The sequence below is a fragment of the Mammaliicoccus sp. N-M50 genome, from assembly GCF_022386995.1.
Classification (GTDB): Bacteria; Bacillota; Bacilli; order Staphylococcales; family Staphylococcaceae; genus Mammaliicoccus; species Mammaliicoccus sciuri_A.
Map to the genome: position 1 here is coordinate 201,937 of NZ_JAJNJA010000004.1, position 20,830 is coordinate 222,766.

The following is a 20,830-nucleotide window of genomic DNA, read 5'->3' on the forward strand; positions in this document are numbered from 1 at the left end:
ATATTATTTAATATATGAAAAAAGTAGTCGCAAATAATTTGCTAACTACTCTTTTTCAATGTTTTAATCCTTAACATAAATATTACAAGCAAATGACATTAATTTTCTAAAAATTCACCGTAAAACCTTATATTATCGGTATATTTTCTATATTACTGTTTGTCATAATTGGTCATAAATATTACTAAAATATTGTATCTGATTATGATTAAGTAACAAGTGTATGAAAACACACACAAACATAAAAACATCTGTTAAAGTATTATTTGTCGTCGGAAAACGACACAAACAAAACTAAAATTTAAATTTAAAACATATACGAAATTTACGGAGGATTATTTATAATGAAAAAATTAACAGCATTCGCAGTATTATCTACGGGATTAGCAACAACAATAATTGGAAATGGTGAAGCTTCAGCAGATACTTTCGATAACGCTCAAGCTCCAGTCCAAAACCAAACTCAAACTCAAAACTTTAACTATACTAATAACTATAGCCAAAATTACAACACTTCAAACATGAGTCAATCATTTACTTCATCAGTAACACAAACTGCAACTCAAACTACAAGTTCATCAGCTAACTTATACACTGCTGGACAATGTACTTATTATGTATTTGATAAAAGACAAGCAGCTGGAGAACCAATTAGCTCAACTTGGGGAAATGCTAACCAATGGGCAGCAAACGCAGCAGCAGATGGTTACACAGTAAATAACACACCTAAAAAAGGTTCAATCTTACAATCAACAGCTGGTGCTTACGGACACGTAGCATACGTTGAAAATGTAAACTCTGACGGTAGCGTTGAAGTTTCTGAAATGAACTACCAAGGTGAAGGTGTCGTATCAACTCGTACTATCTCAGCTTCAGAAGCTGGTTCTTACAACTACATTCACTAAGATTAATTGAATATCATGTATATGGAGACTGGACATATTATTGTCTAGATCTCCTTTTTTGTTTATAAAATAATTAATTTATATTATTGTTTGGCGGCAACGGTAAAAAAATGTATACTTGAATTAAGTTAGGAGGGATTATACATGAGTGAAAACGAACAAAATCCATTTCAACAAACTTCAACACATTCAACATATGAAGAAGTATCACAACACGTTGATACAACTGATGATGATAGATTATTCGGTATGCTTATATACTTAACAAGTTTCTTTGCTTCATTCTTTGCGCCACTTATCATTTGGTTAATTAAAAGAGAGAACTCTCCATTCGTTGATAGAATTGGTAAAGATTATTTAAACTTCTTTATTTCATATACGATTTGGGGGCTTGTTGCTTCCCTATTATGTTTAATATTAGTAGGTTTTATTTTAATACCAATATTAGCTATTTTAGCTTTTGTCTTTACGGTTATTGGTGCTATCAAAGCATACAATGGAGAAACTTATTTACCACCATTATCAATTCGTATGATCAAATAACACTTTCAATTTTTGAAAGTGTTATTTTCCTTTTTTATAGTAAAACTGATTAAATACTAAAATTAAAATTCGTGATAGAATGACGTATACTCTTATAATCTTAAGAGTGACGTATTTTATGAATCCCCTTTTTAAACGTTATTTGTGCAGTTCCATTTTTATGGAAAGGCATAATTTTTTTTGTACTTTATCACTACAGTGCTTTAAAGGAGGAGTTTTTTTGGATCAAAAAATTAAAAAACCGAGAAGAAGATATATAAGCTTACCGACACAAATATTAATCGCTTTAGTATTAGGTGTTGTGGTAGGATACTTTTTACACGGACAAGACCATTTAATTAAATTCATTCGACCTATTGGAGATATCTTTTTAAATCTTATTAAAATGATTGTTATTCCAATTGTATTCTGTTCATTAGCATTATCAATTTCAAACGTTGGTGATATGCATACAGTTGGTAGATATGGTTGGAAAACGATTTTATACTTTGAAATTATCACGACAATTGCAATTGGGTTGGGCATTATATTCGGAAACTTATTCAAACCTGGATTAGGTATAGACGCAAACAAATTACCTAAAGGTGATATTTCTAAATATGAACAAACTGCTGATGCTGCAGAAAAGTCTACTTATGGTAACCATATGATAGATACTATAGTTAGCATCATACCTACAAATATATTTGAAGCTTTAACAGCTGGAGAATTACTACCTATTATATTCTTTGCAGTATTCTTCGGATTAGCAATCGCTGCTGTTGGTGAAAAAGGTCAACCAGTTAAAGATGTATTAAGCGGAACATTAGAAGCTGTATTCTGGATGATACATAGAATATTACGATTAGCGCCATATGGTGTATTTGCTTTTATCTGTGTAACGATTATGACATTTGGATTATCTGCTTTAATTCCATTAGTTAAGTTATTAGCTGTTGTTGTAGGTGCAATGGTATTCTTTATTATTGTTGTATTAGGGATTGTCGCAAAAATTTGTGGTATCAGCGTATTCTCTATTATTCGCATATTAAAAGACGACTTATTGTTAGCGTTCTCAACTTCAAGTTCAGAAACGGTTCTACCATCAGTCATGGAAAAAATGGAAAAGTTCGGTGCACCAAAAGATATTGTTTCATTTGTAGTACCAACAGGATATACATTTAACCTTGATGGATCAGCTTTATACCAATCAATCGCAGCATTATTTGTTGCTCAGATGTATGGTGTTCATTTAACGCTTGTTGAACAGTTAATATTAATGTTTACATTAATGATTACATCTAAAGGTATGGCAGCTGTACCTGGTACTTCTATAGTTGTTCTTATTACAACATTAGGGTCTATGGGATTAAATCCAGAAGGACTTGCATTAATTATCGGTATAGACAGACTATTAGATATGACTAGAACATGTGTCAATGTTGTAGGTAACGCGTTATCAACAATTGTAATCTCTAAATGGGAAAACAAATATGATCACGAAAAAGGTCAAGAATATTTAAAAACATTAAAAAAAGCATAAAATAAAAAAGATTCGGCTAAGGGGAGCCGAATCTTTTTATTTTAAATTATTTAAGTGAATCCACAATTTCTTTAATTTCATCTTGTTTTAAATCAACAACAATTTCTCCGTCTTTAGTATCTTCTTTTAAAGCATCTTTAGCTTCTTCTGAATGATATAATTCCGCAATTTTCTTATATGTTTTATTATCTTTGTCTTTTGTATTTGCTGCGATAAAGTTGATATAAGGTTTAGCTGCATTAGCATCTGGATCTTCTAAGAAGATAGGGTCGTTTTTAGGATCTAATCCAGCTTTTGAAGCTACACCATTATTGATAACAGCAATATCCACTTCATCTAATGCTCTCGCTGTTTGTTGTGCATCTACAGCTTTAATGTTTAAATTCTTTTTATTCTCAACAATGTCTTTAGGTCCACCACTTAAACCGAAGTTCTTATCTAATTTAATGTAACCTGCTTTTTCTAATAATTTTAACGCTCTTGCTTGGTTTGAAACATCATTTGGAATTACGACTTTAGCACCATTTTTTAAATCTTTAACATCTTTCAATTCTTTCGAGTATATACCTAAAGGTGCAAACACTGTCGTTCTTATTGGTGTAATTTCTGTACCTTTATTTGCTTTCTTAAATTGATCTAAAAATGCGAAATGTTGGAAGGCATTTAAATCAATATCTCCGTCTGATAAAGCTTTATTTGGAACATTGTAGTCTGAAAACTGTTTGATTTCAACTTCAATATCATCTTTCTTAGCTAATTCTTTTACTTTGTCCCAAACTGCTGTGTCATTTGATGCGATACCAATTGTTACTTTCTTGTCGTCTTTCTTATCTCCACATGCTGCGAGTAATAATACTAATGCTACTAATAATGTTAAGACTTTCTTCATTTGAATTGCTCCTTTATATTAAAATATTTAACTTCTGCGTACTAATCTAGATAAGACATTACCTAGAGATTGAATAACTTGTACCATAATAACAAGTATAATAACGGTGATAACGATGACGATTGTATCAAATCTTTGATAGCCGTATGCAAGTGCTAAGTCACCTATTCCGCCACCACCAACTGCACCGGCCATTGCAGTAGCACCAATTAAACCAATAATTGAAGTCGTTAATGCTAAGATTAATGACCCTAGTGCTTCTGGTAATAAGAAATATCTAATAATTTGAATGGGTGAAGCACCCATTGAATGTGCAGCTTCAATAACACCAGAATTAACTTCTAATAATGAGTTTTCAACTAATCTTGCTATGTAAGGTGCAACATAAACAGTCAGTGGTACAATTGCTGCAGATGTACCTATTGAAGTACCTACAATTAATTTCGTAAAAGGTACAATCGCAATTAATAATATAATGAAAGGTAAAGATCTAAATATATTAATAATTGGATTAAGTAAATAATAAATGATGACATTTTCCCATATACCGTTTTTTCTAGTAATCACTAACAAAATGCCTAATGGAATACCGATTAATGCACCTAATACAAGTGACACAGTTACCATATATAAAGTTTGATATATAGAATCTAACAATAGTGAAGAATCTAATGATGATCCGAACATTATGCACCAACCTCCTCAAATTCTATATTTAATGAATCTAAATGGGCAAAACTTCTTCTAATTGCGCTATCGTCACCCTTCAGACGTAACGTTAAGTACCCTACTGGTGTGCCTTGAATATCTGACATTGAAGCAAACAAGACATTAATTTGAACTTGATATTTTGTAATTAAATCATTAATGATGGATTGTGTCACTTTCTCTCCATCTATGTATAATTTAATGTCTGTTGCATGATGATCAGTTGGTATTAACTTTCTTAAATTATCTGATATATCTGTTGTAATAACGGTAGATACAAAATTCTTAGCTGTAGCTGTTTTAGGGTGACTAAAGACATCTAATACAGGTCCAATTTCGATAACTCTTCCATTTTCCATGACTGAGACTTTGTTACAAATCTTTTGTATCACACTCATTTCATGTGTAATCAGTAGAATTGTGACTCCAAATTCTTCATTGACATTTTTTAATAATTTCAATATAGAATCTGTCGTTGCCGGGTCAAGTGCACTAGTTGCTTCGTCACATAATAATATTTTAGGATCTGTCACGAGTGCTCTTGCAATAGCCACTCTTTGTTTTTGTCCTCCAGATAGTTCATTAGGATATTGCTTCCCTTTATCCTGTAGTCCAACAAACTTTAATAGTTCATCTACTTTGGCTTTAATTTTTTCTTTACTTGTACCTTGCAAAATAAGTGGCATCGCAACATTATTAAATACTGTCTTAGAATTTAATAAATTGAAATGTTGAAATATCATGCCGATATTCTTCTTAACGCTTTGTAATTCTTTCTTTGAATATTGATTGATGTCATGGCCATTAACAATGACCTCTCCCGTTGTTTTCTCTTCCAAAGCATTAACAAGTCTTATTAACGTACTTTTTCCTGCACCACTATATCCAATTACGCCAAAAATATCTTGTTCTTCGACTTTAAAACTGACATCTTTTAAAGCTTGGATTTCAGAATTCTTTTGCTGGAAAATTTTATTTACATTTTTAAATTCAATCATCTTATTTATCCCTTCCGAATTCTTATTAATATGATAAGAATTATATGGGTGTTTCCATTTATCGTCAATACTTATAATCAAATTTTTCTAAATATTCATTTATTTGGATTGTATTTTTTCTCTTTAATGATTGATTAACATTTTCTTAATGAATTTTTATTAATGTAAGCGCTATCAATAAATTATTGACAACTTTGTGAACAACAAATAAAATGAAAATTAAGATGTATTTTTACATCTATAAATAAGGGGGTTATGAGTATGGCAGAGCATGATTTCAAGCGTTTAGCAGCAGATCCAAAGTTTAAAGAACTTCTGAAAAAAAGAAATAGTTTTATATTTCCTATCTCTATATTCTTTATTTTGGCAACACTCCTATTTCCAGTGTTGACTGGTTATACAAACATCTTGAATAATATTGCATTTTGGAATATTTCATGGGCATGGATTTACGCTTTATTATTATTCATTATGGTTTGGACACTTGTCACTTTGTACATGCGAAAAGCAAAATCTTTTGATAAAGATGCTGAGGAACTATTAAAAGCATATAGAGAGGAGCAAAACTTATGAATGTCATCGTTGTCGTTATGTTTTTAATATTTGTCGGGATCACATTATTTATTACATATTTTGCATCTAAAAGAACGCAATCAGCAAATGACTTCTACACTGCTGGTGGCGGCTTAACAGGTTGGCAAAATGGTTTGGCAATTGCAGGTGATTATTTATCAGCCGCATCATTTTTAGGTATAGCAGGTGCCATCGCATTATGGGGGTTTGATGGTTTCTTCTATAGTATTGGTTATTTAACAGCTTATCTTATTGTGTTATACATCGTAGCTGAGCCATTAAGAAACCTTGGTAAATATACTTTAGCAGATATGATTGCAGCACGATTTGAATTAAAAAAAGTAAGAGCTATGGCTGCAGTTTCTTCTATTACAATAGTTATTTTCTACATGCTTGCACAACTCGTTGGAGCAGGTGCACTTATTCAATTACTATTTGGTATACCTTATACACTCGCTGTTATTCTAGTTGGTATTATGATGACTATTTACGTATTATTTGGTGGTATGACAGCAACAAGTTGGGTACAAATGGTTAAAGCGGTATTACTTATGATTGGTACTGTAATTATTTCATTTTTAGTGTTATTACATTTTGACTTCAATCTTTCTACGATGTTTGGTGAAATGCATAACATTAAGTCATCAGATTTCAAAGGTGAATTTATTAATCCAGGTTCACAAGGTAAACCACCGTTAGATAACATCTCATTAATTATTGCGTTACTCTTTGGTACAGCTGGTTTACCACATATATTGATGCGATTCTTTACAGTTAAAGATGCTAAAACAGCAAGATCTTCTGTTATGTGGGCAACATGGATTATCGGTATCTTCTACATTTTAACAATCTTCCTTGGATTTGGTGCAGCAGCATTATTAACACGTGAAGAAATTATTGCAGCTAACCCTGCAGGTAATATGGCAGCTCCATTATTAGCAGCAAAATTAGGTGGAGATTTCTTAATGTCATTTGTTTCTGCCGTTGCATTTGCGACGATTTTAGCAGTAGTAGCAGGTTTAGTATTAACAGGCGCGTCTGCATTCGCACATGATATTTACGGGCAAGTTATTAAAAAAGGTAAAATAAGCGAACGTGAACAGATGAAAGCAGCAAAATTAGCTTCATTAACCGTTTCAGTTGTATCCATTATATTAGCTTTATTTGCTCAAAATTTAAACGTGGCATTCTTAGTATCATTAGCATTTTGTGTCGCAGCAAGTGCTAACTTACCTGTCATTGTATTTACGATATTTTGGAAGAGATTTAACACACACGGTGCCATCACAGGAATCGCTGTCGGCTTAATCATGTCACTTATACTCGTTATTCTAAGTCCAAATGTCATGAATCCAGCAGGAACAGCATTTATAACAATGTCGCCAATATTCCCATTATCAAACCCTGCAATCATATCAGTACCAGCAGGCTTTATTGGAGCATTTTTAGGAACATTCCTAGGTAAATCAGAATCACATGATAAATTCCAAGAAGTCCAAGTTAAATCAGCAACCGGTATATCAACTTCAGATATTACACATTAAAAATCAGATAGCGTTGTGGAATTATTTAGAGACACAATTCCGAGAAATGTCCCTAAGGAGTGCTGTTAGAGACATAATTCCGAGAAATGTCCCTAAGGAGTGCTGTTAGAGACATAATTCCAAATAATGTCCCTAAGGAGTGCTGTTAGAGACACAATTCCGAATAATGTCCCTAAGAGGCGTTGTTGGGGACACAATTCCGAATAATGTCCCTAAGAGGCGTTGTTGGGGACACAATTCCGAATAATGTCCCTAATTAGACGCTCCTAACTACCACTTCTCGGAATTCTGGTAATTAGATCAACCAAATAACCTATTTAATGTCAAAAACCGCTTAGACATCCGTCGTGTCTAAGCGGTTTTTTCTTATTTTAATTTTGCTTTTTGTAAGAACTTCACTTTTTTGCTAAGTGATTTTGAAGATTTTTGTTTGAGCATTTTATTTCTTATTTTAATTTTTAAAGTACTTGATGATTGTGCTGCTTTACCGATTTTTCTTGATTTTAATATGACTTTTTTAGTATGTTTCGTTCTTAATTTATCATAGCGCTTTAATGCTGATTCTATATCTCGATCGTTAATTAAATTAACTAATGTTACGGCATCTTCTATTGCTTGGCCTGCACCTTGTCCCATGTTCGGTGTTGTTGCATGTGCTGCGTCACCTAATAGAACAACTCTATTTGAAACGAAAGATTTCAATGGAACTAAGTCATACATATCATGATGTAATATGCCTGTTTCTTCTTGTGCATCTAATATGGTTCTTACTTCATCTGGGAATTGATTGAAGTATGCTTGAAGATGGGGTTTCTCAAATGACTTAAATTGCAAATCATTTTCTTTAGCATTCATTGTACAGAACCAGTATAATTCGTTGTCTTTTAAAGGTACAATGCCAAATCTTCCTTTATGTCCCCAATATTCTAAAGTAACATCTTGTTCAATATTTAACTTCTCATTTACAACGCCTCTGAAACAAGTGTATCCAGCATACTTAGGTGCAGATTTCGGATAAAGTTGTGTTCTTACTTTTGAATGTATGCCATCTGCTGCAATTACTAAATCAAATTGTTCTTCTAAACCATTTGTAAAATAAAGTCGCACATCGTCAGCTGTTTGCTTAAATGTTTTAACTTCGTGATTTAAATAAATATTATCTGTTGGTACATGTGTTTTTAAGATTTCATGTAACACTTTTCTATGAATCGTAATATTTTTATGTTCATCTTCATTCATCATTAATGAATTTAAAAATTCATCTAAATCAGATCTAATTTCTATTTTTCTTAATGGCTGGCCTTCTTGCTCAATTGCATATGCCATTTTATATTGTTTCAATGCTTTAAGGACATTACTTCCAATGCCTAGACCAGCACCATCTTGGTCTAAATTTCCACGTTGTTCATAAACATAAACTTCATGTCCCGTTTGAGTTAGTAATCCAGCAGTCGTTAACCCACCGATGCCTGCCCCAATTACAGCAATTTTCATTTTGTTCACTACTTTCTTTGAAATAAAAATTTGATTATAAGCTTTATTTTAACATGAATCCTTACATATCTTTACCCCCAGTTCATATTGAACTAGGGGTAAACTTTATTTGTAATAGTCTTTATGGACTTTTGATTTTTTCAAATTATGGTCATCATAATAACCTTCCATAATTTTACCGATACTAGTTGCCCAATTCACATCTGTTGCATATAAGTGTTGTCCAGGATTATAAGGGTTCCATCTCATTTTATATAATGTGTCTTGCCCATTGTTAAGATAATCCTTTTTAATAAATTCAGCGCCTCCATTTATAGCTTTTTCTGGAGAAGTCCAACCTTTTTTACGCGCATAACTACTACCCGTTTCTACAGCATCTTGGTCAAATGCCCCAATTCCATAGAAATTATAGAATGTTTTACCATTGGACATTTTGACACCACTAGCCAATTCAGAATTACCATTGCCAGTTTCGATAAAAGCATGGCTCATCAAGTATATGACATTGACATCATATTTTTCTTGAGCATCTATAAAAGCTTTTTCTTTGCCTTTTAATATGCCTTTATCTTTTAAAATTTCTTTAACTTGTTTTTCTGATACATCTACTTTTTTAGATATATCTATGAATTGAAAGTCTGTCTGACTTTTGTCGATATCCATAAATTTATCGATTTCTTTTTTATCAGCATACACAAATTTGTTGTCCTTTTGTGTAACGGCTGGTGCATCACTTTGCGTTTGAATTTCAAGCGCTTCTTCATAAGTATGTGTTTGATGATTTTTAAAAAAAGGAGACTCAAAAATAAATAATAAAACAATAAATATAATAATAATTGTGAGCCCTAAAATTAAAGAAAACCTTTCTCTCAAAAAGTTAATAATATTCACACCTCTTCTATTTGTATAAGCATTGTTACTGTTTTAACTTATCTTATATTTTCTTAAATTTCAACGAAATGTTTTCAAAAAAAAATAAGAGCGAGACAGAAACCTGTCTCACTCTTCTCTACTCATACCTTTTAAAAAGTTCAATAATAACGTTACACTTTGATTAATTTCTGGATCTTTAAGTGCACCTAATAAATCTGTTACAGAAGTCTTCTTATAAGGATTAGCCCTATTCGCTACTTTCATACCGTTATTAATTCTTCTCACGAAAGTCGATGTTTCTTCTATATCTAGCTCTCCTAATAGAAATAGAACTTGTCCCAGATTTCCTAAAATACCTTCATATTGTTCTTTATTCAGTTCATTGACGATATTTTTTGTAATGATTTTACGTTGCACAATGGCTGCATGAAAAGCATCCAGCGCTTCCGCTTCTTCCAGTGCATCGAGTATATCAATCCCTTTTTCAATGGCAATTTTTCGATCTGATAATCGTGATTTAATGTCATTCATATTTTCTTCAATTATATATTCTCTACTTTTATGAATTTTCTTAATCACTTTAACTCTTTCACCCATTATAAATCGCCACCTTTACTAGGGAATGTATAACTTGATTTCGCCCACTTATCTTGTACTCTCACACTAATCTGTGGCTGTCTATTACCAAAACGTGAATTATGTTTAGGTATAGGTGATTTGCCTTTTTTAGTGACAACTTCTAACTTCGCATAATTATCTTTATATGCTGGTGTATTTGTATCTTTATCAACATCACTATCTGTTACAAAGTTAGGTGCACCTTCATTCTGATCATTTAATGGAATATAAATATTATTACCTGCTACTCTGTCTGTTACTTGCACATTCACTTCTACTGTACCTACTTTAGAAGTTACTTTAACTCTCGCACCATTTTCGATACCGTGTTCTTCAGCAAGTTCTTTAGAAATTTCACAGAAGTTTCTAGGCAATTTATATTTTAAACCTGGTACTTGATAAGTCATATTACCTTCATGGAAATGTTCTAAGACACGTCCATTGTTAACGTGTAATGACATTTCTTTAGTCTTTTTAGATTCAACATTAAATGACAATGGATAAAGTCTAGCTTTGCCATCAGGGAAATTAAATCTTTCTGTATATAATAATGGTGTATCAGTGCCATCATCATTCATTGGCCATTGTAAACTATCAAATCCTTCTAAACGATCATACGTAATACCTTTGACTAAAGGCATGAGTGATTGTGCTTCATACCATATTTCACTAGGATGTTGATAATCCCAATCTCCGCCAAGTGACTGAGCAATTAATTGAATGATTTCCCAGTCTGGTTTAGAATCTCCAAGCGTGTCTAATGCTTTATTGATTCTTTGAACGCGTCTTTCAGTGTTTGTAAATGTACCATCTTTTTCTAATGAAGGAGATGCTGGTAAGACAACATCCGCAAATTCGGCTGTTTTTGATAAAAATAAATCTTGAACGACTAAGAAATCAATTTTCTCAAATGCTGATCTGACATAATTGATATTAGCGTCTACAACACCTGTATCTTCACCTTTAATATAAAGTGAGTGTAATGTACCTTCATGTATACTATCTATCATTTGATGGTTGTCCAACCCTCTTTCTGAATCGAGCGAAACTTGCCAAGCTTGTTCAAATTTATGTCTCACTTCATCATCAGAGACATCTTGATATCCTGGGAATGTGTTAGGCATACTGCCCATATCACTACATCCTTGAACATTGTTGTGACCTCTTAGTGGATAAGCACCTGTGCCAGGTCTCATATAATTCCCTGTCACTAATAATAAGTTAGAAATAGCTGTACTTGTATCACTACCGATACGATGTTGCGTTACACCCATTGCCCAACAGATGGATAGAGATTCAGTTTCTGCAACTTGTTTAGCAATATGTTTAAGTTCTGTTTGACTAATGCCCGTTAGACTTTCTGCATACTCTAACGTAAATGTATTAAGACTCTCATAATAACTATCAAAATCATTAACCCATTTATTGATAAAAGCTTCATCGTGCCAATTTTGGTCGATAATATATTTTGTTACAGCTGATAGCCAAACTAAATCTGTACCAGGATTTGGTTGATAAAATTTATCTGCACGTTCAGCCATCTCATGTTTTCTAATATCAAATACATATAATTTTTGTCCCAATAATTTATGTGCACGTTTAATTCTACTCGCAATAACTGGATGTGCTTCAGCTGTGTTTGTACCAATAGTAATGACCATTTTAGCTTTTTCTAAATCTTCAATTGAACCTGAATCGCCACCGTAACCTACTGTTCTAAACAATCCTTGAGTAGCTGGTGATTGACAATACCTTGAACAATTATCGACATTATGCGTCCCAATAACTTGTCTCGCTAATTTCTGCATTAAATAAGATTCTTCATTTGTACATTTAGAAGATGAAATAAACGCTAATGCATCTTTACCGTATTGATTTTTAATTTGAGAAAATCGGGTACTGATCACTCTTAAAGCTTCGTCCCATTCAACTTCTTGGAAATAGCCTTCTTTTCTAACTAAAGGTTTCGTTAATCTATCTTCAGAATTCACATAGTCCCATGCGAATTTCCCTTTAACACAAGTAGATATATGATTTGCTGGAGAATCTTCATGAGGTAACACTCTTAATATTTCTCTGTCTTTTGTCCAAACATCAAATGAACAACCTACACCACAGTATGTACATACTGTCTTAGTCTTCTTAATGACATCTTCTCGCATCGCCGCTTCAGAATCAGAAATCGCAAACAGTGGTCCATATCCAGATTCAGCTTTTTTAGTGAGTTCAATCATCGAACGTAATAAGCCAGGTTCTTGATCAGTCATATAGCCTGCATTACCTAGCATGTTATTTTCCATCAAAGCATTACAAGGACATACTGTTACACATTGTCCACAGTTCACACAACTTGATTCATCAATCGCACGATCATTGTCCCAAATAACTCTAGGTTGTTTTCTTTCCCAATCAATCGTCAATGTTTCGTTCACTTGTACATCTTGGCATACTTCTACACATCTACCGCATAGAATACATTGATCAGGATCATATCTATAAAATGCCCCAAAATCTTTTTCATAACCTTTCGATTGAAATGGATTAGATTGATGTTCTAAACCAAATTCACCCATTGTATTATGAATTTCGCAATTGCCATTATTATAATCACAAACTGTACAATATAATTCATGGTGTTCAAGCACTCTGTCCAATGCTTGTTTCTGAGCTGATTTCACGGATTCAAGTTGTGTATTCACAACCATGCCATTCTCAATCATCGTACTACATGCACGTTGAAGTTGCCCATTAACTTCGACGACACATGAGTCACACGTTTCAATTGGTCCTAAAGATTCGTTGTAGCATATAGACGGAACAAAGGATAACTTTTCAGCTTTAATAAAATCTAATAGCCTCATGCCCTCTTCTACAAGAAAATCTTTACCATCAATTGTTATAACCTGATGTTCTTGCATATTGATTACCCCCTCTATGAAATTATGCCCAAAAAAGCCAAACAAATTCATTATTAAATGAAAAGGCTTACTTTTGATTATAATTTTGTAATTTTACAATTGCAAATAATTGTTATGCTTACTATATTGATAAATTTTCAGAAATTTCAAAAATATTATTGATACACTATTAAATATTTGCTAATCTATGAATATTCTTAGTTTGAAAGAAGGTTTTACAATGGTTACATTTATTTCTAGTATTATTATTTTAATTTTGGGGTATATCTTTTACGGTAAATATGTTGAACGCGTATTCGAGATACATCCAGATAAACAAACACCTGCGTATAGTAAACAAGATAATATGGATTTTGTACCTATGCCTGCTTGGAAAGGATGGATGATTCAGCTGCTCAACATAGCTGGATTGGGGCCGATTTTTGGTGCAGTAGCTGGTGCTTTATATGGACCAGTAGCATTTATCTGGATTGTTGTAGGATGTATCGTTGCTGGCGGTGTACATGACTATTTCTCAGGCATGTTAAGTTTGAGACATGGCGGTGCACAGTTCCCTATGCTTGTACAACATTATTTAGGTAAGGTTATTAGAGTGTTCACAGACGTTGTGTCTGTCGTCTTGATGGTGCTCGTTGCAGCTGCATTTGTTGCTGGGCCAGCTCAATTATTATCAAGCAAGACACCTATATCGTTCTTCGTAGCATTAGTTATCATTTTTACATACTTTATACTAGCAGCTATACTTCCTATCAATAAAATTATTGGACGTATTTATCCAATATTCGGTGTTATCTTAATCGTTATGGCCGTTAGTGTAGCCGTTGCTTTAATATTTAGTGGTAAACATATTCCTGAAATTACAATTCATAATATGCATCCTAAAGAACTACCTGTTTGGCCATTACTTATGGTGACAATATCTTGTGGTGCAATTTCAGGTTTCCATTGTACGCAAAGTCCAATCATTTCAAGAACAGTTAAAAATGAATCAGAAGGTAGAAAAGTCTTTTATGGCGCAATGATTTCAGAAGGTATTATTGCATTAATTTGGGCAGCAGCTGGTATGACATTCTTCGGTGGTACTGAAGGATTAGCAGCAAAATTACAATCAATCGGTCCAGCTGGTGTCGTTGACCAAATCTCAATGGAACTATTAGGACCATTCGGTAGTATCCTTGCACTACTTGGTGTCATCATTCTACCTATTACAACAGGTGATACTGCACTTAGAAGTTCAAGAATGATTATAGAAGATTTCATGAGAGATAAAGTAAAAATTAAGCCAAAAGTATTAATGATCGCAGCAAGCTTTGCGGTAGGGTTACCAGCTTTCTTACTATCAACAATTGATTATTCATTCTTATGGAGATATGTAGGGTTCTCAAATCAAATCGTTGCAACCGTTATGTTGTGGGTAAGTGTAAGTTACTTATTAAGATATGGCAAGAAACATCTAGTAGCCGGAATACCAGCATTATTCATGACTGCTGCAATTAGTGTATATGTATTATATGCACCCGAAGGATTATCATTACCATATCAAACATCTGTAATTGGCGGTTCAATCGTATTTCTAATTGTCGCTTCATTATATGTACGTGCAATTATTAAACATGCAGACCCAAGCAGAATCCCAACACCTACAAGAGATTTATATACATCTTAAAATGTAGAATATGCAGACTTCCGATAATACGTCGGAAGTCTTTTTTATGAGTATGTTGTGTGTGATGATAGCGAGGTTCTTAGTTACAGTTCTCACGACTTTTGTAATTATAGACGTCTGTAGTTACAATTCGACCGACTTTTGTTACTATAGACCTCCTTAGTTACAATTCCACCGACTTTTGTTATTATAGACCCCTTAGTTACACTTCCGACCACTTTTGTAATTAACAGACCACTACATACATATCAATCTCGAAATACTCATTACTTCTATACTTTCTAAACCTTCTATTATTGTTAAAGATTACAAATAATCATATATTTTTTATTCTCACAATCTATCTATAATATCCAAACAGTTGTACTATTGTATTACATCATATTTTAAAAAGGAGAGATTATTCATGTCTATAGACATAAAATCATTAGAAGATAAGTATCCTATTATTTCTAATATTAAAAATGGAGAAGAAGTATTTTGGAAAAATCCTGACTATTTAGCGACTACTGATTTACCATTTTCAATGGATGATGTATTAGATGCTGAACAACGATTAGCTCGTTTTGCACCCTATATTGAAGAAGTCTTTCCTGAAACGAAACAAAACAATGGAAAAATTGAATCTCAAATTTTTTCATTAGATCATTTTAAAAATGCACGATTCAGTCATTTAAAGGGACGCTTATTACTTAAAGGTGACCATGCTTTACCTATTTCTGGTTCTATTAAAGCACGTGGTGGCATTTATGAAGTGCTAAAGTTTGCTGAAGAAACAGCAATGAAAGAAACTGATTTTACGATTAATAGTGATTACCGTCTACTTGCTACTGAACAATATCAATCTATTTTCTCTAAATACAGAATTGCTGTTGGTTCTACTGGTAATTTAGGATTAAGCATCGGTATTATGAGTGCCAAATTAGGATTCAAAGTAACGGTTCATATGTCTCAAGATGCTAAGGCATGGAAAAAAGACCTTCTCCGTTCTAAAGGAGTCGAAGTCGTAGAACATGTTCAAGATTACGGTTATGCTGTAAAAGAAGGTCGTAAAGCTGCAGCAGATGATCCTTATTGTCACTTTGTTGATGATGAAGCATCTAAAGATTTATTTTTAGGATATGCCGTTAGCGCACTAAGACTTAAGCATCAATTGAAAGACTTAAATATTCATGTAGATAAAGCACATCCGTTATACGTCTATTTACCATGTGGCGTTGGCGGTGGTCCTGGTGGTGTCGCATTTGGATTAAAACTCATTTATGGCGATCATGTACATCCTATCTTTATCGAACCTACTGAAGCACCTTGTATGACTTTAGGCATGATTTCACAGCTACATGATCAAATTTCCGTTCAAGATATAGGTTTATCTGGAAAAACAATTGCAGATGGTTTAGCAGTTAGTCGTCCATCGAAATTAGTCGGAAACATTATGACTTCACTATTGTTTGGTGCCTGTACAGTAAATGACCATCAACTTTATCTTTATTTAAAAACATTAAAAGATCATGAAAATATCTTTATAGAACCTTCTGCTACTTCAGGTTTCCAAGGTTTGAAATATGTTCATGACTTAAATTACGATTCTGAAAATGCCACGCACCTCGTTTGGTCAACAGGCGGTAACATGGTGCCAGAAAATGAACAAAAGATTTATTATCAAGAAGCTGTAGATATAGAAAAAAGGGGTTATGAAGATTGATTTTATTAATTATTCTAGGCATTTTAGCAGGGTTATGTGTACCACTACAAACATCTATTAATACGAAACTTGGTAGTTACACAAAATCACCTATACTCGCATCATTTTATTCATTCTTAATTGGAACGATTGTGTTAATCATTGTGAATACTATTATGAATCCACAAAAATTAACACCTTCATTTATAATGAATCAAGACTTTTCATACGTTTGGTTTACAGGTGGTCTATTAGGCGTCGTCTTTTTAACAGGTAATTTATTATTACTTCCAAGAATTGGCGCTGCATTAACAGTCGTGATGACAGTTTCTGGTCAAATTATAATGGGACTGATCATCGACCAATTCGGATTATTTGATGCTGATATTCATACAATCAATATCAGCAGAATTTCTGGCGTAATTCTGATGTTACTGGGTATATTATTAATGAATTATAAAAAGAAATCATCACGTGTTATTACAACGCAATCTAATCATACAAACTATTGGATGATACTCGGTATTATGACGGGTTGTCTTCCCCCTATTCAAACAGCTATTAATAGTGCACTTAGATATGAAGTAGATTCATTTTATTTTTCAGCACTTATATCATTCGCTGTTGGGACAATCGCTTTATTCATTCTTTCACTTATTCTTGTTCGTAGAATTCGATTTAGCTTCCATCAACCTGAACAAGGTACGATTAAACCGATTTACTTTATTGGTGGTGCATTAGGTGTTGTATTTGTTACGACGAACATATTACTTATGCCTGAACTCGGTGCAGCACTGACATTAATGGTCGTTATATTTGGACAAATGTTAATGGGACTTTTAATTGATCACTTCGGTTTATTTAATACACCAAAATTTAAAATTACAACGAGACGATTAATTGGTGCGATATTAGTCTTTGTCGGCATTGTCATTCTTAAATTATTTTAATTTAATACTAAGGAGGTCATTGTGATGGATCTTTCTCTTAAATCAGGCGATGGTATGTTGAACATTAGAGTTGGCGCAATCATCAAAGATAAGCATGGTTATTGTTTTCACTATGATAAAAAACATGATTATTATGCATTAATTGGTGGCAGAGTTAAATATTTCGAAAGCTCAGACTCAGCTATTAAACGTGAAATCAAAGAAGAACTCAATATTGAATGTGATGATATATACTTTTTAACAACAGTTCAAAATTTCTTTGAATATGAAAGTACGTCTTATCACGAAATATTATTTATTTACCATGCTACAATTAATGAATCTATAGAAGACCTGACCATTCCATTCGATCAAAAAGTTAAATATGTATCATTAAGAGTCTCAGAAATTCCAGAAATTAAACTACTACCTCAAAAAGCTAAAGAAATCATTTTGAAAAGAGTAGATGTCGAGCCACTATTTATAGACAGGGATTTACCTAAATAATATTTATTTCTATTAAGAACGCGAAAAAACGCGTTCTTTTTTTATTATTTATAGTTCTTATAATCAATTAATCTGTCCAATTCTCATTTTAAACAAAATATATTCTATTAACAATTTGTGTACAAACCGTAAAATTTAGTCAAAAAGCCCTATATAATGTTTAGTTTTTACACTTTTAGGTTATTATATCTAAATATATAACAAAGTAGCACCGTAATTCTTTCTGTATTATTTATTCTTTTACTTGTCACTTTGCTTACTTTAAATTATAATTAATATGAAATTAGAATTATTATAATTAAGAATTCTTGAGGAGGATTATGATATGAGTAATAAATCAAAACTTACAGGACTTTTTGGTGCGCCAGTATCAGATCGTGAAAATTCATTAACTGCTGGTAAACGCGGACCACTTGCTATGCAAGATATTTATTTCTTAGAACAAATGGCACATTTCGACAGAGAAGTGATTCCAGAGCGTCGTATGCATGCTAAAGGTTCTGGTGCGTTCGGTACTTTTACTGTTACACATGATATAACACAATATACAAATGCTAAAATATTCTCTGAAATTGGTAAACAAACTGAAATGTTTGCACGTTTCTCTACAGTTGCTGGTGAACGTGGTGCTGCAGATGCTGAACGTGACATCCGTGGTTTCGCACTTAAATTCTATACTGAAGAAGGTAACTGGGACTTAGTTGGTAACAACACACCTGTATTCTTCTTCCGCGATCCTAAATTATTTGCAAGTTTAAACCATGTTGTTAAACGTGACCCTAAAACAAACATGCATAACCCACAATCAAACTGGGACTTCTGGACATTATTACCTGAAGCTTTACACCAAGTTACAATTTTAATGACAGACAGAGGTATTCCAAAAGGATTCCGTAACATGCACGGTTTCGGTTCACACACTTACTCAATGTACAACGATGCAGGTGAACGTGTATGGGTTAAATTCCACTTCAGAACACAACAAGGTATCGAAAATTACACAGCAGAAGAAGCTGAACAAGTAATTGCTAAAGACCGCGAATCAAGTCAAAGAGACTTATTCAACGCGATTGAAGAAGGCAATTTCCCTAAATGGAAAATGTACATTCAAGTTATGACTGAAGAACAAGCTAGAAATCATAAAGATAACCCATTCGACTTAACTAAAGTTTGGTTCAAAGACGAATACCCATTAATTCCAGTTGGTGAATTCGAATTAAACCGTAACCCAGAGAACTATTTCCAAGATGTTGAACAAGCTGCATTTGCACCAACAAACATCATCCCTGGTATAGACTTCTCTCCAGATAAAATGTTACAAGGTCGTTTATTCTCATACGGAGATGCACAACGTTACCGCTTAGGTGTTAACCACTGGCAAATCCCAGTAAACTCACCAAAAGCTGCAACAAATGTTTGCCCATTCTCAAGAGATGGACAAATGAGAGTAGATGGTAACCAAGGTGGCGGCATTAACTACTATCCAAATAGTTATGAAGCACATCAATCACAACCAGAATACAAAAAACCAGGTTTAGAACTTGAAGGTGAATTATACGAACACGACTTCCGTGAAGATGACGATAATTACTATGAACAACCAGGTAAATTATTCCGTCTACAATCACCAGAACAACAACAACGTATTTTCCAAAATACAGCAAACGAAATGCAAGGCACTACTGACGAAGTAAAACACCGTCACATCCGTAACTGTTACAAAGCAGATCCAGACTACGGTAAAGGTGTAGCAGACGCATTAGGCATTGATATCAACTCAGTTGATTTAGAAGGATAATATATAAATAGCGTATAGGACAATGACTGTCCTATACGCTATTTTTTTATATAGTGTCTGAGACATCTCAGTGTCTCAGACTACATTATTATGAAGTTTAGTAATTGAGTATCACTAACTTCCATTATTTCGAATTCTGGTAGTTAGAACGCTGTAACTTCCATTATTCTGAATTGTGGTAGTTAGAACCCGCTAACTTCCATTATTCTGAATTGTGGTAATTAGAATTCGCTAACTTCCATTATTTCGAATTCTGGTAATTAGAATGTACTCAGTCAGGGACATTTCTCGGAATTCTGTCCCTAACGACACTTCTTACGGACACTTCTCGGAATTCTGTCCTTAACAGCACCTCTTACGGACATTTCTCAGAATTCTGTCCCTAACGACGCCTCTTACGGACATTTCTCAGAATTATGTCCTTAACAGCACCTCTTACGGACATTTCTCGGAATTCTGTCCCTAACAGCACCTCTTACGGACATTTCTCGGAATTCTGTCCCTAACGACACTTCTTACGGACATTTCTAAGAATTCTGTCCCTAACAGCACCTCTTAGAGACATTTCTCGGAATTCTGTCCCTAACACCCTCTCTTACGGACATTTCTCAGAATTCTGTCCCTAACACCCTCTCTTACGGACATTTCTCAGAATTCTGTC

Annotated in this window: 17 protein-coding genes; 10 read left to right on the plus strand and 7 right to left on the minus strand. The window is 33.4% G+C overall.

Annotated elements, in window-relative coordinates:
* The first annotated feature begins 344 nt into the window (after positions 1-344).
* From LQ622_RS08395 to LQ622_RS08405, 3 genes are all read left to right on the plus strand, one after another.
* Entirely contained in the window at positions 345-905 is a 561-nt protein-coding gene (locus tag LQ622_RS08395) for a CHAP domain-containing protein (protein WP_025906859.1), read from the plus strand.
* 144 nt (positions 906-1,049) lie between these two features.
* The gene (locus LQ622_RS08400; protein WP_204255776.1) at positions 1,050-1,448 is read left to right on the plus strand and encodes a DUF4870 domain-containing protein; all 399 of its coding nucleotides are present in this window, start codon (positions 1,050-1,052) and stop codon (positions 1,446-1,448) included.
* Between the two features lie 220 nt (positions 1,449-1,668).
* Positions 1,669-2,970, plus strand: coding sequence for a cation:dicarboxylate symporter family transporter (locus LQ622_RS08405; RefSeq protein WP_239722826.1), 1,302 nt, complete (start codon positions 1,669-1,671; stop codon positions 2,968-2,970).
* A gap of 46 nt (positions 2,971-3,016) precedes the next feature.
* Here the strand turns inward: LQ622_RS08405 and gmpC are convergent, their stop codons facing one another.
* The 3 genes from gmpC to LQ622_RS08420 are packed head-to-tail and all read right to left on the minus strand — an operon-like array spanning position 3,017 to position 5,565.
* Entirely contained in the window at positions 3,017-3,859 is an 843-nt protein-coding gene (gene gmpC / locus LQ622_RS08410; protein WP_126477737.1) for a dipeptide ABC transporter glycylmethionine-binding lipoprotein, read from the minus strand.
* Positions 3,860-3,886: 27 nt separating this feature from the next.
* Positions 3,887-4,546 (minus strand): methionine ABC transporter permease, encoded by a 660-nt coding sequence (locus tag LQ622_RS08415; protein WP_025906863.1) that lies wholly within the window; start codon positions 4,544-4,546, stop codon positions 3,887-3,889.
* Positions 4,546-5,565, minus strand: a complete 1,020-nt coding sequence (locus LQ622_RS08420) for a methionine ABC transporter ATP-binding protein (protein ID WP_239774928.1) — start codon at positions 5,563-5,565, stop codon at positions 4,546-4,548. The genes LQ622_RS08415 and LQ622_RS08420 overlap by 1 nt, the downstream gene beginning before the upstream one ends.
* Before the next feature lie 261 nt (positions 5,566-5,826).
* Between LQ622_RS08420 and LQ622_RS08425 the strand changes: the two genes are divergently transcribed.
* The gene (locus LQ622_RS08425; RefSeq protein ID WP_037589086.1) at positions 5,827-6,138 is read left to right on the plus strand and encodes a DUF485 domain-containing protein; all 312 of its coding nucleotides are present in this window, start codon (positions 5,827-5,829) and stop codon (positions 6,136-6,138) included.
* Complete coding sequence (locus LQ622_RS08430; RefSeq protein WP_191836515.1) at positions 6,135-7,682, plus strand: solute symporter family protein; 1,548 nt, start codon at positions 6,135-6,137, stop codon at positions 7,680-7,682. Before LQ622_RS08425 ends, LQ622_RS08430 begins: the two co-directional genes overlap by 4 nt.
* A 366-nt stretch (positions 7,683-8,048) precedes the next feature.
* Here the strand turns inward: LQ622_RS08430 and LQ622_RS08435 are convergent, their stop codons facing one another.
* From LQ622_RS08435 to fdhF, 4 genes are all read right to left on the minus strand, one after another.
* Positions 8,049-9,176: an FAD-dependent monooxygenase gene (locus LQ622_RS08435; RefSeq protein ID WP_239774930.1), complete on the minus strand. Its 1,128-nt coding sequence runs from the start codon at positions 9,174-9,176 to the stop codon at positions 8,049-8,051.
* Between the two features lie 105 nt (positions 9,177-9,281).
* Positions 9,282-10,049 (minus strand): N-acetylglucosaminidase, encoded by a 768-nt coding sequence (locus LQ622_RS08440; RefSeq protein ID WP_126477780.1) that lies wholly within the window; start codon positions 10,047-10,049, stop codon positions 9,282-9,284.
* Between the two features lie 126 nt (positions 10,050-10,175).
* Entirely contained in the window at positions 10,176-10,646 is a 471-nt protein-coding gene (locus LQ622_RS08445) for a helical membrane plugin domain-containing protein (RefSeq protein WP_037589089.1), read from the minus strand.
* The gene (gene fdhF / locus LQ622_RS08450) at positions 10,646-13,585 is read right to left on the minus strand and encodes a formate dehydrogenase subunit alpha (protein WP_239774932.1); all 2,940 of its coding nucleotides are present in this window, start codon (positions 13,583-13,585) and stop codon (positions 10,646-10,648) included. The genes LQ622_RS08445 and fdhF overlap by 1 nt, the downstream gene beginning before the upstream one ends.
* A 220-nt stretch (positions 13,586-13,805) precedes the next feature.
* Between fdhF and LQ622_RS08455 the strand changes: the two genes are divergently transcribed.
* The 5 genes from LQ622_RS08455 (at position 13,806) to LQ622_RS08475 (ending at position 20,169) form a co-directional block, all read left to right on the plus strand.
* Entirely contained in the window at positions 13,806-15,251 is a 1,446-nt protein-coding gene (locus tag LQ622_RS08455; RefSeq protein ID WP_037589091.1) for a carbon starvation CstA family protein, read from the plus strand.
* A 406-nt stretch (positions 15,252-15,657) separates the two neighbouring features.
* Positions 15,658-16,956 carry a D-serine ammonia-lyase gene (locus LQ622_RS08460; protein ID WP_239762065.1) on the plus strand — a complete coding sequence of 433 codons (1,299 nt, stop codon included), beginning with the start codon at positions 15,658-15,660 and terminating at the stop codon, positions 16,954-16,956.
* Positions 16,953-17,885, plus strand: coding sequence for a DMT family transporter (locus LQ622_RS08465; RefSeq protein WP_239762064.1), 933 nt, complete (start codon positions 16,953-16,955; stop codon positions 17,883-17,885). The genes LQ622_RS08460 and LQ622_RS08465 overlap by 4 nt, the downstream gene beginning before the upstream one ends.
* A gap of 24 nt (positions 17,886-17,909) precedes the next feature.
* Positions 17,910-18,371: an NUDIX domain-containing protein gene (locus LQ622_RS08470; RefSeq protein WP_037589094.1), complete on the plus strand. Its 462-nt coding sequence runs from the start codon at positions 17,910-17,912 to the stop codon at positions 18,369-18,371.
* Between the two features lie 325 nt (positions 18,372-18,696).
* Positions 18,697-20,169 (plus strand): catalase, encoded by a 1,473-nt coding sequence (locus LQ622_RS08475; protein ID WP_037589095.1) that lies wholly within the window; start codon positions 18,697-18,699, stop codon positions 20,167-20,169.
* Positions 20,170-20,830 lie beyond the last annotated feature (661 nt).